The 15,786-nt window shown below is 69.5% G+C and carries 17 protein-coding genes; 5 read left to right on the plus strand and 12 right to left on the minus strand.

The annotated features are described in order from the left end of the window. A complete protein-coding gene (gene plsY, locus QWY84_RS04585) occupies positions 1-696 on the minus strand; it encodes a glycerol-3-phosphate 1-O-acyltransferase PlsY (protein WP_353959867.1) in 696 nt (231 codons plus the stop codon). A 21-nt stretch (positions 697-717) separates the two neighbouring features. Here plsY and folB point away from each other — a divergent pair, with 21 nt between their 5' ends. From folB to QWY84_RS04605, 4 genes are read left to right on the plus strand one after another with little or no spacing between them, the layout of a single operon-like run. Continuing rightward, on the plus strand, positions 718-1,080 hold the full coding sequence (gene folB / locus QWY84_RS04590; protein ID WP_290201271.1) for a dihydroneopterin aldolase: 363 nt from the start codon (positions 718-720) through the stop codon (positions 1,078-1,080). Between the two features lie 26 nt (positions 1,081-1,106). Next, entirely contained in the window at positions 1,107-1,604 is a 498-nt protein-coding gene (folK, locus tag QWY84_RS04595; RefSeq protein ID WP_290201272.1) for a 2-amino-4-hydroxy-6-hydroxymethyldihydropteridine diphosphokinase, read from the plus strand. Next, entirely contained in the window at positions 1,604-2,818 is a 1,215-nt protein-coding gene (locus QWY84_RS04600; protein WP_290201273.1) for a class I SAM-dependent methyltransferase, read from the plus strand. The genes folK and QWY84_RS04600 overlap by 1 nt, the downstream gene beginning before the upstream one ends. A 58-nt stretch (positions 2,819-2,876) precedes the next feature. Beyond that, positions 2,877-3,971, plus strand: coding sequence for an adenylate/guanylate cyclase domain-containing protein (locus QWY84_RS04605; protein ID WP_290201274.1), 1,095 nt, complete (start codon positions 2,877-2,879; stop codon positions 3,969-3,971). Here QWY84_RS04605 and QWY84_RS04610 read toward each other — a convergent pair. After that, the gene (locus QWY84_RS04610) at positions 3,932-5,152 is read right to left on the minus strand and encodes a multifunctional CCA addition/repair protein (RefSeq protein ID WP_290202678.1); all 1,221 of its coding nucleotides are present in this window, start codon (positions 5,150-5,152) and stop codon (positions 3,932-3,934) included. The two genes, QWY84_RS04605 and QWY84_RS04610, sit on opposite strands and share 40 nt — an antisense overlap. Before the next feature lie 41 nt (positions 5,153-5,193). Continuing rightward, positions 5,194-6,156 (minus strand): complex I NDUFA9 subunit family protein, encoded by a 963-nt coding sequence (locus QWY84_RS04615; RefSeq protein ID WP_290201275.1) that lies wholly within the window; start codon positions 6,154-6,156, stop codon positions 5,194-5,196. A gap of 119 nt (positions 6,157-6,275) precedes the next feature. Between QWY84_RS04615 and QWY84_RS04620 the strand changes: the two genes are divergently transcribed. After that, positions 6,276-7,064, plus strand: a complete 789-nt coding sequence (locus tag QWY84_RS04620) for a sulfite exporter TauE/SafE family protein (protein WP_290201276.1) — start codon at positions 6,276-6,278, stop codon at positions 7,062-7,064. Between the two features lie 13 nt (positions 7,065-7,077). On the opposite strand, the gene QWY84_RS04625 is transcribed toward QWY84_RS04620, so the two are convergent. The 9 genes from QWY84_RS04625 to QWY84_RS04665 form a co-directional block, all read right to left on the minus strand. Beyond that, a complete protein-coding gene (locus tag QWY84_RS04625; RefSeq protein WP_290201277.1) occupies positions 7,078-7,701 on the minus strand; it encodes an outer membrane protein in 624 nt (207 codons plus the stop codon). A gap of 37 nt (positions 7,702-7,738) precedes the next feature. Then, complete coding sequence (locus QWY84_RS04630) at positions 7,739-8,905, minus strand: deoxyguanosinetriphosphate triphosphohydrolase (protein WP_290201278.1); 1,167 nt, start codon at positions 8,903-8,905, stop codon at positions 7,739-7,741. Beyond that, positions 8,905-10,020, minus strand: coding sequence for a 3-dehydroquinate synthase (gene aroB / locus QWY84_RS04635; protein WP_290201279.1), 1,116 nt, complete (start codon positions 10,018-10,020; stop codon positions 8,905-8,907). Before aroB ends, QWY84_RS04630 begins: the two co-directional genes overlap by 1 nt. Then, positions 10,001-10,540: a shikimate kinase AroK gene (gene aroK, locus QWY84_RS04640; RefSeq protein ID WP_290201280.1), complete on the minus strand. Its 540-nt coding sequence runs from the start codon at positions 10,538-10,540 to the stop codon at positions 10,001-10,003. Before aroK ends, aroB begins: the two co-directional genes overlap by 20 nt. A 121-nt stretch (positions 10,541-10,661) precedes the next feature. Beyond that, positions 10,662-12,839 carry a type IV pilus secretin PilQ gene (locus tag QWY84_RS04645; protein WP_290201281.1) on the minus strand — a complete coding sequence of 726 codons (2,178 nt, stop codon included), beginning with the start codon at positions 12,837-12,839 and terminating at the stop codon, positions 10,662-10,664. Continuing rightward, positions 12,836-13,408 carry a pilus assembly protein PilP gene (locus tag QWY84_RS04650; protein WP_290201282.1) on the minus strand — a complete coding sequence of 191 codons (573 nt, stop codon included), beginning with the start codon at positions 13,406-13,408 and terminating at the stop codon, positions 12,836-12,838. Before QWY84_RS04650 ends, QWY84_RS04645 begins: the two co-directional genes overlap by 4 nt. Further along, positions 13,408-14,001, minus strand: coding sequence for a type IV pilus inner membrane component PilO (locus QWY84_RS04655; protein WP_290201283.1), 594 nt, complete (start codon positions 13,999-14,001; stop codon positions 13,408-13,410). Before QWY84_RS04655 ends, QWY84_RS04650 begins: the two co-directional genes overlap by 1 nt. Continuing rightward, complete coding sequence (locus QWY84_RS04660) at positions 13,998-14,573, minus strand: PilN domain-containing protein (RefSeq protein ID WP_290201284.1); 576 nt, start codon at positions 14,571-14,573, stop codon at positions 13,998-14,000. The genes QWY84_RS04655 and QWY84_RS04660 overlap by 4 nt, the downstream gene beginning before the upstream one ends. Continuing rightward, complete coding sequence (locus tag QWY84_RS04665) at positions 14,570-15,631, minus strand: pilus assembly protein PilM (RefSeq protein WP_290201285.1); 1,062 nt, start codon at positions 15,629-15,631, stop codon at positions 14,570-14,572. The genes QWY84_RS04660 and QWY84_RS04665 overlap by 4 nt, the downstream gene beginning before the upstream one ends. Between the last annotated feature and the right edge of the window lie 155 nt (positions 15,632-15,786).

Consider the following 15,786-nt stretch of genomic DNA (forward strand, 5'->3'; position numbering starts at 1 on the left):
TCAGCTGCGCTCGCCGATCCGGCTCTCGGTGCCGTTGAGCAGGCCGCGGAGATTGCCCCGGTGCCGCCAGAAGGTGCACACGGTGACCGCGAGCATGCCGAGCAGCAGCGCCCGGGGCTCGCCGAAATAGGCCAGGTAGTACGGTGCCAGCAGGAACGACACCAGCGCCGCCAGGGAGGAGTAGCGGAACAGCGCCGCGATCACCACCCAGGTCGTCACCGTCACCAGCAGCGCCGGCCAGGACCAGCCCAGCAGCACGCCCAGGCCCGTGGCCACGCCCTTGCCTCCGTGGAAGCCGAAGAACACCGGGTACAGGTGTCCCAGGAAGGCGGCGAATCCGGTGAGCGCCAGGGTCACCGGGTCCACGGCCGCGATCAGGGCCGCCGCCACCGGCAGCGCCCCCTTGAGGAAGTCACCCGCGAGCGTCAGTCCCGCCGCCGTGCGATTGCCCACGCGCAGCACGTTGGTCGCCCCCGGGTTGCGGGAGCCCTCGCTGCGGGGGTCCGGCAGGCCCATGACCCGGCACACCAGGATGGCCGTGGAGATGGAGCCGAACAGGTAGGCCCCCAGGACGATGGCGACATCGATGATCATGGCGCGTATTGAATGGCTTTCCCGGAACGGGGTCAAGCCGCCGGTGGCCGGATTGCCGGCGGGAGCGCTATCATCCCGGTTCGGCACGGGTCGAGGCGGCATGGATCCAGCAGGAGCGGCGCAATGGACACGGTCTACATCCAGGAGCTCAAGGCGGACGCCGTCATCGGCGTGCGCGCCTGGGAGCGCCGCGTGCGCCAGACCCTGGTGCTGGATCTGGAGCTCGGTGCGGACATCCCCGCGGCAGCCGCCACGGACGCGGTGGCGGATGCGCTCGACTACGATGCGGTCAGCCGGCACGTGGTGGCGTGGGTCCGCGACAGCGACTATCACCTGGTGGAGACCCTGGCCGAGGGGCTGGCTGCGGAGCTCCAGCGGCAGTTCGCGATCCCCTGGCTGCGCCTGCAGGTCGCCAAGCCGGGTGCCGTGCCCGGCGCCCGGGCGGTGGGTGTCCGGCTGGAGCGCGGCCGTCCGCCCGGCGCTTGAACGGGGCAAGCAGCAGGAAGGTTGTCATGGTGCGTGTCTACGTCAGCATCGGCTCGAACATCGAACCGGCCCGGCACGTGCGCCAGGCCCTGGCGGATCTGCGCCGGGAGTTCGGCCCGCTGATCGTCTCCCCCGTCTACGCCAGTGCCGCCGTCGGGTTTGACGGTGACGATTTCCTCAACCTCGTGGTGGGCATGGATACCGTGGATACGCCCGAGGGCGTGGCTGAGCGCCTGCACCGCATCGAGGATGCCAACGGCCGCGTGCGCGGCCCGGAACGGTACGCCGCGCGCACCCTGGACCTGGATGCCCTCACCTACGGGGCGGAAAGCATCCGCTCCGGGCGCCTGGTCCTGCCGCGCCGGGAGATTACGCGCTACGCTTTTGTTCTTCGCCCCCTTGCCGATATCGCGGGAGAGGAGTTGCACCCCGAGCTGGGCACGACGTATGCCCGGCTCTGGCAGGAATTCGACGCCAGCGACCAGCCGCTGCACGCTGTGTCCCTGGACGACCCGGAGCTGTAATGGGTGATTACGAGGCGGCGTCAACCGGGCCATTGACGGGCCTGCCCGCCGACTGGCCCGCACCGGACCCCGATGCCCTGGCCCTGAGCCGGGAGCTGGTGCAGCGGCTGCACCAGCGCATCGCGGAGCAGGGGGCGTTGCCGTTCGATGCCTGGATGGAGAGCGTTCTCTACGAGCCGGGTCTGGGCTACTACAGCGCCGGCCAGGAGAAGTTCGGCGAGGCCGGGGACTATGTCACGGCTCCCGGGATTTCGCCGCTTTTCGCCTGGACGCTGGCCGGCGAGTGCGCCGATGCGCTGCAGGCGTGCGGCGGCGACACCATCCTGGAGCTCGGGCCCGGGGACGGCGGGCTCGCTGCCGAGCTTCTTGCGGAGCTGGAACGCCGGGGCCGCCTGCCGGCGCGCTACTGCCTGCTGGAGCGCAGCGCCAGCCTGCGGGCGCGCCAGCACGAGCGCCTGGAGCGCAGCGTCCCCCACCTGCTCGACCGCGTGCACTGGCTCGACACGCTGCCGCCGAGCCCGATGCGCGGTGTCATCCTGGGCAACGAGGTGCTGGATGCCCTGCCCGTGGCTCGGTTCCGCCGCGACAGCGACCGCGTCGAGGAGCTGCTGGTCACCGCCGCCGGCGACGGTTTCGCGTGGACGCGCGCGCCGGCGCGGCCGGCCGTCGCCGAGGCGGTGACCGCCATCGAGGCCGAGCTGGGGCAGGTCCTGCCGCCGGGATATGTCTCCGAGGTCTGCCTGCAGCTGCCCGCGTTCATGGCCTCCCTGGCGGACAGCCTGGAGCGGGGCCTGGTGTTGCTGGTGGACTACGGCTACCCGCGGCGGGAGTACTACCGGGCCGATCGCGATGAAGGCACGCTGGTGTGCCACTATCGTCATCGCGCACACTGGGATCCATTGCTGGTCCCGGGCCTGCAGGACGTGACCGCGTTCGTGGATTTCACGGCGGCGGCCGCAGGGGCCCAGGATGCGGGGCTGGACGTGCTGGGATTCACCACCCAGGCCCACTATCTCATGGGCGCCGGGATCACCGGATTGCTGGAGGCGCGCCAGGGGGATGACCCGCTCGAGAGCACCCGCCTGGCGCAGCAGGCCAAGACCCTGCTGCTTCCGGGCGGCATGGGCGAGCGCTTCCGGGTGCTGGCGGCGGCGACAGCGGGCATACCCACGCCGGCAGGGTTTTCGCTTTATAATCACCTGGCAAGTCTGTGAGAGACTGTCGCCGTGAGGCGGCAGGCGGCGGGCGCAAGCAGGCGAAGGGGCAGATAGCATGACGGCAGCGACGCCGCAGCGTCGAGTACTGGTCCTGGGCGGTGATGCCGGCGAGGAAGGACCCACCGCGCGGGAGATCCTGGAGCCGTCCGGCTTTCTCGTGGACCAGGCAGCCGATCCCGACGCTGCGCTGGACCTGGCGCGGCGGGAAGCCTATGACGCCTTCCTGCTGGATGTCGAAAGCCACGGTGACGCCGGCATGGGCCTTTGCCGGCAGCTGCGTGACGAGCCCGGGTACTATCTCTCCCCCATCCTGCTGACCGCCGCGGTGGACGACCGGGCCGTGTGGCAGAAGGCGTTCGCCGCCGGCTGTGACGATCTGCTGCGCATTCCCCTGGAGCCGGTGGTGGTGCGCGCCCGACTGGTGAACCTGCTGGAGAAGGCCGACTACGCCCAGGAGCTCGAGCGCGTGCGCGCCAACCTGGCGCGCTACGTCTCCCCGCGGCTGCGCCAGATCGTGCAGAACGCGGCGCCCGGTGACGGTTTCCCGCCGCCGGAACAGCAGCACGTGTGCATTCTCTTCTCCGACATCCGCGGCTTCACGGCGCTGGCGCAGAGCATTCCGCCGGGGCACCTGTTCGCCTCCGTCAGCCGGCACCTGGGCAGTCAGGTGGAGGCGGTCTATGCCCATGGCGGCTATGTGGACAAGTTCGGCGGCGACGGCATCATGGCCGTGTTCGACGGTGAGGCCATGGCCCGGGACGCCTGCGCCTGCGCCCTGGAGATGATCGAGGCCAATCAGGCCATGCAGGGGGATGCGCTGGAGATCCCGCTGGGCATCGGCATTCACGAGGGCACGGTGGTGGCCGGCAATATCGGGTCCGGCGAGCACCTGGACTACACCGTCATCGGCAACACCGTGAACCTGGCCGCCCGCCTGTGCGGCTGGGCCAGCCCGGGCGATATCGTGGTCTCGGAAGCGGTGCGCAGCGCCATCGCCGACAGCCCCGGCCTGACCTGCGTGGAGCCGCGCACCGCCCAGATCCGCGGCGTCAGCGATGCCATCACCCTGTACCGGCTCCAGGGCGAGGTGCCCGGCAGGACGCCGGCCGCTCAGTCGTCCCGGGCCACGGGCCGTTCCGCCGGATCGTAGGCAACGCCGGCGATCGCTTCCAGCCGCTCCCGGTGCACCCGCTCGCCGATGGCCGCGCCGCGCAGTCCCTCGCGGGCGAAGTCACCGCCGGTGATGGCGGCGGCGGTCTGCAGGCAGGCATCCAGGTACCGCCCCGGCGCATAGCCGGTTTCCGGAACGGTACAGCCGCTGGCCCGGGCATCCAGCTCCGCCGCCTGCAGCAGTGCGCGGAAGCGATCCGGCTGCCGGAAGCCGTCCGCCCTCTCCAGCAGCGCGAGCACGCCGGCGGCATCCAGCCGGTCCGCGGCGTGGACGGTGGTCAGGTCGCGGACCGTGAGGCGGACCAGGCCCCGGTACTCGTTGGGCAGCCGCAGGCGCTCCGCCAGGGCGTGGACCGTGGCGTCGTCCTCCGGCCGGTCGCCGTCCTGCGGGGTGAACTGCAGGGCCAGCGCCAGGCGCACGGCGCGCTCCGCCTCCGCGTCGGCCGCCGTGTCCAGGGCCGCCAGCGCGTGCTCGGCGGCGTCGACCTCCGCGCCGGCGGCGTTGTGCCGGCGGCATCCGAACTGCCCGTCCAGCTCCGGGAAGAGCCGCGCCAGGGCGCCGCAATCGCGGAGCACCCGGAAGAAGGCCGACGGCCGCGGCTCGTCCAGCGCCTTCTCCAGCTCCTGCCAGACCCGCTCGGGGACCAGGTGGTCGACCTCGCCCGCGGCCGTCATGCTGCGGCAAAGCGCCATGGTGTCGTCCGCCGGGGTGAATCCCAGCGGGGCGTAGCGGGCCGTGAAGCGCGCCAGGCGGAGGATCCGGACCGGGTCTTCCTGGAACGCCGCCGAGACATGGCGCAGCCGCCGGGCTTCCAGGTCCGAGCGCCCGTCGAAGGGGTCCACCAGCGTGCCGTCGGGTCGCTGGGCCATGGCGTTGACGGTGAGATCGCGGCGCGCGAGATCCTGCTCCAGCGGCACGTCCGGCGCCGCGTGGAAGCGGAAGCCGTGATAGCCGCGCCCGGTCTTGCGCTCGGTGCGGGCCAGGGCGTATTCCTCGTGGGTCTGCGGGTGGAGGAACACGGGAAAGTCCCGGCCGACGGGACGGAAGCCCCGGCGCTCCATGTCGTCGGGCGTGGCGCCGACCACCACCCAGTCGCGCTCGGTGACCGGGCGGCCCAGCAGTGCGTCGCGGACGGCGCCGCCCACCAGGTAGACCTCCAGGCCGTGGGTGTACGGATCCTCGTTCATGGTGTCGCAGGACACTAGCGCCGCGCTTCCTGCCGGAACTGGTTGTATCGGGCGCGCTCGGTCTTGTTGGCGAGGTAGCCCGGGACCACCGCGTCGATGGCCGTGGGGTGGATGCCCAGCTGCGGCAGGTGATTGCACTCGCAGACGTTGTCCACCGTCGCCGACAGGTAGTTGTCCCAGGAGTAGGGCTTGCCGGGGAGCCGCTGCAGGACCCGGGCCTGGAGGCGGGAGAAGCGGTCGCCCAGCGGCCATACGCAGCGCCTCAGCCCCGCCTGGCGGGCGGTGTAGCGGACCAGCTCGTCAAGGGTGCACGTCTCCGGGCCGCAGAGGTCGTAGCGCTGGCCGAAGGTCTCGCGATCCCGCAGCGCCCGGGTGAAGGCCTCGGCCACGTCGCCCACGAACACCGGGCTGAAGCGCGCCCGCGGCGTGGGCAGGGGGAAGACGCCCGGGGACAGCCGGAGCAGGGTGGCGAACTGGTTGAAGAAGCTGTCCTCGGGGCCGAAGATGACCGACGGCCGGAAGATGGTCACGTCCAGGGTGTCCGCGTAGGCCATGACCCGCTGCTCGGCCTCGCCCTTGGTGCGCTGGTAGTGGCTCGGCCCGCTGTCGGCGTCCGCGCCCAGGGCGCTCATGTGGAGAAGCCGCGGCACGCCCGTGGCGCGGCACGCCTCCAGCACCTTGTCGGTCAGCTCGACGTGGGCCCGGCGGAAGCCGCTGCCGTCGAAGCCCTTCTCGTTGAGGATGCCCACCAGGTTGACCACCGCATCGCACTCCCGGAACAGCCGTTGCAGGGTCTCCGGGTCGTGGATATCGGCCTGCATCAGCTCCAGCCCCGGCACGACCAGGATCTGCTTGGCCCGTTCCCGGTGGCGCGTGGGAACGCGCGAGTGGATGCCTTCGTCGTGCAGGCGGTTGACCAGGTGGCGGCCGACGAATCCGCTGCCGCCCAGGATGCAGACCCGTTGCATGCGCCTCATGAATCGCGGCTCCTTGTTCGGGACGTGGAAATGACCCTGTCAGTCTATCAATTCCGGCTCGCCGACGCGGGGCGGAAGACAGTACCCTGTGCGCTTTGCTTGGCGGCGGCGGGCGTGCAATGACCACACTGCTGATCTACCTCCTGGCCGGGGCGGGCGCCGGGCTCATCGGCGGGCTGTTCGGGCTGGGCGGGGGCGTGATCATGGTCCCGGTCCTGCTGTTCGTGTTCACGGCCCAGGGCCTGCCGGAGACGGTGATGATGCACATGGCCGTGGGCAGCTCCCTGGCCGTGATCATCGTCACCTCCTTGTCCTCGGTGCGGGCCCATCACCGCCTGGGCGGGGTTCGCTGGCCGGTGTTCGGGCGCATGGCCGGCGGCATCGCGGCCGGCGCCTTCGCCGGCTCCTGGATCGCCGACAGCCTGTCTTCCGCGGCGCTGCAGAATGTCTTCGCCACGTTCATCATGGTGGTGGCGGTGAAGATGGCGCTGGGGCGCAACCCGTCGTCATCACGGGGGCTGCCCGGCCTGCCCCTGCTGTCGCTGGCAGGGGCCGTTATCGGCAGCCTGTCGGCCCTGGTGGGGATCGGCGGCGGCACGCTCAGCGTGCCGTTTCTGTCCTGGCGGGGGCTGTCCATGCGCCATGCCGTGGGCACGTCCGCGGCCTGCGGACTGCCCATCGCCGTGGCCGGGGCCGCGGGGTTCATGGTGACCGGCTGGGACAACCCGGCGGTGCCGCCCATGAGCACGGGCTACGTCCACTGGCCGGCGGTGGCCAGCCTGGCCCTGGCGAGCGTCGTCATCGCCCCGTACGGAGCACGGCTGGCCCACCGCCTTCCGGGGGGCGTGCTGCAGCGGCTGTTCGCCGCTCTCCTGGTGCTGGTGGCGCTGCGCCTGCTCCTGGGGTGACGGAGACAGGACACTAGAAGCGGTATCCGCCGGCGACCGTGAACCGGTGGGCGATGGGCTCGTAATGATGCGAGCCGGCGTTGCCCTCGATATCGTCATACCGGGTGATGCTGTACTCGAACCGGGCGAAGTTGCGGTTGCGGTTCATCAGCTCGATGCCACCGCCGAGCTGGACACCGCTGGTGGTTTCATCCTCTGCCACCGTTGTTCCGGATACGGTGACCTCGTCATCGAACCGTGCGCCCTGGTAGCCGGCCGTGGCGTACAGCAGCGTCCCCTCGTCGATGACGCGCCCGAGTCGTACCGATGCGCCCCAGCTGCTTTCGGCGGACAAGCGGACGTCATTGCCCGCGAACGTGGACCGGTGCTCGGCGTCCCCGAAACCGGCCTGGAGCTCGAGGCCGAAATAGACCCTGTCGCGCACCAGGCCCGTGCCGATGATGACGCCCGCATAGGGGCCGCTGAGGCTGAGGCCGTCGGCGGTGCCGGTGCTGTCCTCGTAGTCCGCGTCGATGCTTGTCCAGCCGCCCTGGGCGCCGACATGGATGCCCTCGTAGCGGTCCGCCGCCTGGGCCGGGCCCGCCGCGGCAAGGAGGAACAGGAGGGTTGCGGTGGAGCCTGGAAGTCCCTTCTGCATGGTCGTTCTCCGTCAAGGTGGCTCTTGCGGTGGAGGATCACGTGAGATGCCTGGGGTTGAACAGCCGTTCATGCTCTTCGATGGCGAAGCGGTCCGTCATGCCGGCGATGTAGTCGGCAACCCCCCGGGCACGCCCGGCATCGCCGGCCTCGGCCGCCAGACGGTGGGTGTGGCTGCTGTGCTGGGGCGGCATCAGGTCGGGGTCGTCCATGAAGGTCTCGAACAGCTGGCGGACCGTGCGCTTCGCCTTCTCGGCCATGCGGTAGACGCGGTAGTGCCGGTACAGGGCGCGGAACAGGAACTGCTTGAGCTCCCGGTGCTGGCGCTGCATGGCATCGCTGAAGCGCAGCAGCGGCACACCGTGCGTGCGCACGGCATCGATGTCCGCCGGTGCGGTCTCGCCCAGCGCCGTCCGGGTCGTCTCGATGATATCGCCGACCTGCTCGGCGATCATGCGGCGCACCGTCTCGTAGATGAGGCGGCGGCGGGAGATCCCCGGATGGCTGGCACGGACGTCCGCGAACAGCCGCCCCAGCAGCTCCACCCCCTCCAGCTCCTCAAGGGTCAGCAGGCCCGCCCGCAGGCCGTCGTCGACGTCGTGGCTGTTGTAGGCGACCTCGTCGGCGAGATTGGCCAGCTGGGCTTCCAGGCCCGGCTGGGTGCGATCCAGGAAGCGCCGGCCGACGGCGCCGAGCTCCCGGGCCCGGGCCGCCGAGCAGTGCTTGAGAATGCCCTCGCGGGTCTCGAAGCTGAGGTTGAGCCCGTCGAACGCTGCATAGCGCTGTTCCAGCGTGTCCACCACGCGTAGTGACTGCAGGTTGTGCTCGAAGCCGCCGTAGTCGGCCATGCAGGCGTTCAGCGCATCCTGGCCGGCGTGGCCGAAAGGGGTATGCCCGAGATCGTGCGCCAGGGTGACCGCCTCGGTGAGATCCTCGTTGAGGTCCAGGGCGCGGGCGATGGTGCGGGCGATCTGGCAGACCTCCAGGGTGTGGGTCAGGCGCGTGCGGAACAGGTCCCCCTCGTGATTGACGAACACCTGGGTCTTGTACTCCAGCCGCCGGAACGCCGCGGCATGGATGATGCGGTCCCGGTCGCGCTGGAAGGCGTTGCGGTAGACGGCTTCGTCTTCCGGCACCAGGCGGCCGCGGCTGCGGGCCGGGTCGGCGGCGTAGGGGGCCAGCGGGCGGGCGTCGGCGATGGCCATTAGGCCTCCCCGGTGAAGTGACGCAGCGTCGCCCCCAGCGTGTCCGCCGGGACGGCGTCGGTGACCACGGCAGAGCCGATGCCCTGCTGCAGTACCAGGCGGATGCGGCCGTCCCGGGCCTTCTTGTCCACGGCCATGAGCTCCAGGAAGCGTTCCGGCGTCATGGACGCCGGTGGCATGACCGGCAGCCCGGCACGCTCCAGCAGGCGGACGACCCGGTCGCGCTCGTGCGCGGCCAGCCAGCCCATGGCCACGGACACGTGGGCGGCCATGGCGATGCCCGCGCCCACGGCCTCGCCGTGCAGCCAGCTGCTGTAGCCCGTGGCCGTCTCGATGGCATGGCCGAAGGTATGGCCCAGGTTCAGGGTGGCGCGAACCCCCTGCTCGCGCTCGTCGGCGGCCACAACGTCGGCCTTGTTGGCACAGGAGCGCTCCACGGCGAACGCCAGGGCGGCGCTGTCGCGGCGGAGCAGGGCGTCCATGTTGTCTTCCAGCCAGGCGAAGAACTCCGCGTCGCGGATCAGGCCGTACTTGATGACCTCGGCGACCCCGGCCGCCATCTCCCGGGCCGGCAGCGTGTCGAGCACCCGGGTGTCGGCGACGACGCCCACGGGCTGGTGGAAGGCGCCGATCATGTTCTTGCCGAGCGGGTGGTTGACGCCGGTCTTGCCGCCCACCGAGGAGTCGACCTGGGCCAGCAGCGTGGTCGGTACCTGGACGAAGGCGACACCGCGCTGGTAGGCGGCGGCCGCGAAACCCGCGAGATCACCGACCACGCCGCCGCCCAGGGCGATCACGGTGCAGCTGCGGTCGAAGCGGCGCTCCAGCAGCCGGTCCCATACGCGCTCGCAGCTGGCGACGGTCTTGTGTGCCTCGCCGTCGGGAAGCACCAGCGTGTCGGCGTCGATGCCCTCGAGGCCCGCCTGCAGCGGCTCCAGGTACAGCGGGGCGACCGTCTCGTTGGTGACGACAAGGGCCTGGCGGCCGGGCAGCCAGCTGCGCAGCAGCTCCCCCTGCCGCAATTGCCCGGGGCCGATGACAATGGGGTAGCTGCGGGAGCCGAGCTGCACATCGAGCCGGTGCGGCGTGTGGGCATCATGCATGCTGGCGGTCATTGCCGGATTCATCCAGGGCGGCCAGGATCCGGTGCACCATCTGGCCGATGGTACCGCGATCGGTGTCCACGGTGACGTGCGCGGCTTCCTCATAGAGCGGGTGGCGCTCGGCCATCAATGCCTCCAGGCGCGCGCGCGGATCGTCGGTCTGCAGCAGCGGCCGGCGCTTGTCCTTGCCGGTACGGCGCAGCTGCTCATCCACGGATGTCCGCAGGTAGACCACCGTGCCGTGCTCCCGGAGCAGGCGGCGATTGTCCGCGTCCAGGACGGCGCCGCCGCCGGTGGCGAGCACGCCCGGCGGCTCATCCAGGAGCTCCCGGAGCATGGCCTTCTCCCGGCGCCGGAAACCGGTCTCACCCTCGATATCGAAGATATGGGCGATCTCCACCCCGGTGCGCTCGCGGATCGCCTGATCGCTGTCCCGGAAGGGCGCTTCCAGCGCCCTGGCCAGCCGGCGGCCGATGGTGGACTTGCCGGCCCCCATGGGGCCGATCAGGACCAGGTGTCGGGCTAGGTGCATGAGTGATCGATCCGCAACCAGTGTTGCGCAAGGATAACGCCGGCGGGCGCCCGGATGAAGGCTGTCTGCACAGGATGCGCCCGACCCCGCGTCACGGCGGGCCGGGGCATCATCGCGGTGATCAGCGCGCGGAGTCGCTGGTCAGGCTTTCCTGCAGGATCCGCGGGGTCACGAAGATCAGCAGCTCGCTGTTCTCGTCCACGGATTCGCGGTTGCGGAACAGCCAGCCGATGCCCGGCAGCGAGCCGAAGAACGGAATGCGGGACTCCTGCTCCCGCTGCTCGCGCTCGTAGATGCCGCCGAGCACTACGGTCTCGCCGTTGTCCACCAGGACCTGCGTGGTCACCGACTGGGTGTCGATGCTGGGGACGCCGTTGAACACCTCGCCGACGGTGTCCTGGCTGACCTCCAGGTCCATGATGATGCGGTCATCCGGGGTGATCTGCGGCGTCACGTCCAGGGCCAACAGGGCCTCCTGGAAGGAGACGTTGGTGGCCCCGCTGGAGGTGGCCTCCTGGTACGGGATCTCCACGCCCTGGCGGATGCTGGCCGTCTTCTGGTTGGAGGTGATCACCCGCGGGCTGGAGACGATCTCGCCGCGGCCCTCGGTCTCCATGGCCGACAGCTCCAGCTGCAGCAGGCGGTCGCCGATGCGGCCCACGGCCAGCCCCACCGAGCCGGCGGCGCCCTCGACCGGCAGGTCCACCATCAGACCCTCCCGGCCGCTGCCCTCGGGGACCTCGTATCCCGTGGTGCCGGTGTTGCCGGCCTGGTTCTGGTACTGGAATCGTCCGTCCCGCGTGCCGCCGATGAGATAGCCGTCGCTGCCGACCTCGCCGTTGACGCTGGCGCCGAAGCGCACGCCCAGATCGCGGCTGAAGTCGTCGTTGGCGATGACGATGCGGGACTCGATCAGCACCTGGCGTACCGGCACGTCCAGGCGGTTGACCAGGGAGCGAACGCTGGAGAGATTCTCGTCGGTGTCACGCACGATCAGGGTGTTGGTCCGCTCGTCGATGGACACCTGGCCGCGCTCGGACAGCATGGAGGTCTCCTCCGAGCGGATCAGGCCTGCCAGCTCCCCCGCGGTGGCATAGTTGATCTCGAAGAACTCGGTGCGCAGGGGGGCCATCTGCTCCAGCTGCTGCTCCGCCTCGAGCTGCTGCTGCTCGCGCTGGGCGATCTGCTCCGCCGGGGCGACCAGCATGACGTTGCCGTTGACCCGCTTGTCCAGGCCCTTGGTGCGCAGGATGATGTCCAGGGCCTGATCCCAGGGCACGTTCTGCAGGCGCAGCGTGATGTTGCCGGTGACGGAGTCGCTCACCACGATGTTCATGCCGGTGAAATCGGCAATCAGCTGCAGGACGGAGCGGACCTCGATGTCCTGGAAGCTCAGCGACAGGCGCTCGCCGGTGTACTCCGGCTCCTCGCGCTCGCGCTCCTCCTCGGTGACCGGACGGAACTCCACCGTGAACTGGTTTCCGGTCTGGTAGCCCATGTACTCGTAGTCCGCGTCCTCCACGGGCTGGATCTGCATGCGCGTATGGTTGCCGTCCTGGCGGGTCTCGATGGTGTGCACCGGCGTGGCGAAGTCCACCACGTTCAGGCGCCGCTGCAGCTCCTCCGGCACGTCCGTGTCGCGGAAGATCGCTTCGATGCGGCGCCCGCTGCGCTGGAGGTCCACGGGGATGCCGGAATCGTTCATCTGCACGATGACCCGCCCGCTGCCATCGGGGCCGCGCTGGAAGTCGATCTCTTCCAGGGCACTGCCGTCCGGCGCCTGGTCCGGGGCGCCATCGCCGCCGACGCGTGTGGGGCTTCCCCCGGTCCGGCCGGTGCTGGCGGCCTGGTCGGGCCGGCCGCCCAGGAACACGTGGAACGTACTGCCGTCGAGCTCGGTCTCGTAGTCCGTCATCTCGGAGAGGTTCAGCACCACCCGCGTGCGGCCGCTGGCCTCGGCGATGGAGACCCCCTCGACCACGCCGACGCCGATATGGACATTCCGCTCCGCCAGGCGATTGCGCGTGCCCGCGAAATCGAAGGTAATACGGGCCGGGTTGTCGATGGTGAAGCTGCTGGGGCCCTCGGGCGCTTCCTCCAGCTCCATGGAGATCTGAACGCGGTTGCCCGGCAGGGTGGAGTAGCTGATGTCACGCAGCGCATTCTGCGCGATCGCCTGGGTGGTCATCAGCAGACCCGCGGCCATGGCCAGCAGCGCCCAGGCATGTCGGACCGCCCTGCGCTGCCTGCCCGCCACGGCCGTGTCCCTGCGTGCCGTGTCCTCTGCCAACATCGTCATGGTGCTCGACTCCCTCTGCCTTGTTCTCGTGTCGTCAGCGACGCTTCCCGTTCGCGCCATCTGCCGCCCTGTCCCTGCACCAGTTCCAGGATCTCGACCCGCTGCTCGGTGATGTCCAGGATTTCGCCGTGGTTCTGGCCCAGGTAGTTGCCTTCCTGGACGCGGTGTATGGTCCCGTCCGGATCGCGGATCAGCGCCCAGCGCTGCCCGTCCTGCTCAAGAATCCCCGCCATTTTCAGGGAATCCAGCGGGAACTCTTCCAGGGGCTCGCGCGGCCGGTCGGGGTCCGGTGACGGACCGCCGGACGCTTCCGCCTGCTGGGGTTCGGGCTCCGCGAAACTGAGCTCGGCGAACGGATCCCGGATATCCATCTCGGGATAGCGGTGACTGCGCGCCGGCTCGGGCTCCGGTACGGGTTCCAGCTGCCGTGCCGGCCGGGCGTGGACTTCCTCGATATAGGCTTGCAGGTCCTCGGTGTCCCGGGAGCAGCCGCTGAGGAAAAGCCCCGCTGCAGCCAGCAGGGTGACGGCCATCACGGCGGGGGCTCGAGTGGAGGTGTGTGGAGCCATTATTCACCTCCCTCGTCCAGGTACCAGTAGGTCCGCGCCGTCGCCTGCATGGCCAGCCCGCCGCCGTCCTCGGTCCGGCTGATGCTTACGTCGTGCAGGGTGACGATGCGCGGGAGATTGGCGACGCCGCTGACGAAGCGCCCGAACTGGTGATAGCCGCCGCGTACCTCGATGTCGATGGGCATCTCGGCGTAGAACTCCTGCTCCTGGGTCTGCTGCGGACGGAAGAGCTCGAACTCCAGCCCGGCCGACAGCCCGGTCTGCGAGATGTCCACGAGCAGGCCGGCGACCTCCACGCGGCTGGGCAGCTGACGCAGCATGGCGCCGAAGGATTCCTCCATTTCCGCCAGCTGCTCCTTGTAGTCGTCCAGGGCGGCGGCGCGCCGCTGCTTGGTCTCGAACTCCGTGCGCAGCTGCTGCTCCTGTGCCTGGACTTCCTCGAGCTCCTCCTGGAGGTTCTGCCAGTCGAAGTACCAGCCGGCGGCGACCACCAGCGCGAAGACGACGATGATCACCGCCGCCTTGGCCGGCCACGGCCAGACGCCGATTTCGTTGATGTCCAGTTCGCTGAGATTGATCTCGGAGAGATTCATTCCGTGTCCTCCCCGTCATCCGGACCCTGGCTGGGATCGGTCTGCTGGACGCTCAGGGAGAAGTCGCTCAGGCGTCCGCTTTCCCGGTCCTGGACCTCGATGACCTCCAGGTCCGGGTCGGTAAGCCACTCGGACCCGTCCAGGCGTTCCATGTAGTTGGAGATGCGTGCGTTGGACTCGGCGACCCCCGCGAGGCTGAGCGAATCGCCGTTCTGCTCGAGCTCCTCCAGGTACACGCCCTCGGGGATGGTCGTGGCGATCTCCTCGAACAAGTGGACGATCTGGGGCCGCCCCGCCTGCAGCTCCTCGATGATGTTCATGCGCGCGAGCAGCTGCTCGCGGACGGTCTCGAGCTTCTCGATTTCCTCGATCTGCCGCTCCAGCCGGGAGATCTCTTCCTCCAGTATGCTGTTGCGGTGCTCGTGGTAGTCCACCAGGCCCGTGATGTGCCACCGGCCCGCGTACCACACGCCCGCCCCGAGGGCGACGGCGATAACGAGAATGACGTAGAACTCGACCGTACGCTGCTTTTTCAGCTCCTCGCGCCACGGCAGCAGGTTGATCCGTGTCATGCGTCGAAACTCCTCATGGCCAGGCCGCAGGCGACCATCAGCGCCGGGGCGTCTTCGCTCAGGCGCTCCGGCTTGATCCGCGAGGAGACCGCCATGTTCACGAACGGGTTGGCGACTCGCGTCGCAACGCCGGATTCTTCCTGAATCAGTTGCTCGACGCCGGGAATGCTGGCGCAGCCGCCCGCGAGAACCAGGGCATCCACGGTGTTGTGCTGACTGGCGCCGTAGAAGAACTGCAGCGACCGGACCACCTGCTGGGCCATGGCATACCGGAACGGATCCAGGACCTCTTCCTCGTAGCTGTCCGGAAGGCCGCCCTGGCGCTTCGCCCGCCCGGCCTCCTCGAAGGACAGGCCGTACCGGCGCTGGATCTCCTCGGTGAGCTGGCGGCCGCCGAAGACCTGCTCACGGGTGTAGATGATCCGGCGGTCGTTCAGAACCGTGAGGGTGGTCATGGTGGCGCCCACGTCGACCACGGCCACGGCCTGCTCCCGGCCGCCGCCGGCAAGGTCGTCGGCGACCAGCGAGAACGCGGTTTCGGTCGCGTAGCTCTCGACGTCCATGATCCGGGGTGTCAGGCCGGCGGCCTCGCAGGCGTCCACCCGTGTCTCGACGTTGTCGGACCGCGAGGCCACCAGCAGCACGTCCACGTTGCTGGCGTCCTCGGACGGCCCCATGACCTGGAAATCCAGGTTGACCTCGTCCAGCGGGTAGGGGACGTACTGATCCGCCTGCAGCTCGATCTGGGCCTGCAGCTCCTGCTCGCCCAGGTTCGCCGGCATGGCGATGGTCTTGCTGATGGCCGCCGAGCCGGGGACCGCCAGCGCCGCGGACCGCAGGCGCGTGCGGGAGCGCTTGACGGCCCCCTTGATAGCCTCGGAGACGGCGTCGATGTCGGAGATGCTTTTCTCCACCACCGCGTTCGGGGGCAGGGGTTCGACCGCATAGCTTTCGACGCGGAAGCGACCGTCCTGGTGCTTGAGCTCCAGCAGCTTCACCGCCGTGGAGCTGATGTCGATGCCCAGCAGCGGTGGGCTTTTCTTGCGAAAGAGTCCCACGAAAAATCCCTTGTCGTTATGTGGTTTATGCTGAAAACGTGCCCTGATACATGCAGAATCAGTGCTAACTATAGATCAAGCGGCAGGAAAGCGAAAACCATGTCCTTCGTTTCCATGCTCGTCGCCATGGTTATAACGCTTTATACTCTGCGAAA

The organism is Aquisalimonas lutea, assembly GCF_030409225.1.
In the GTDB taxonomy this organism is placed as follows: domain Bacteria; phylum Pseudomonadota; class Gammaproteobacteria; order Nitrococcales; family Aquisalimonadaceae; genus Aquisalimonas; species Aquisalimonas lutea.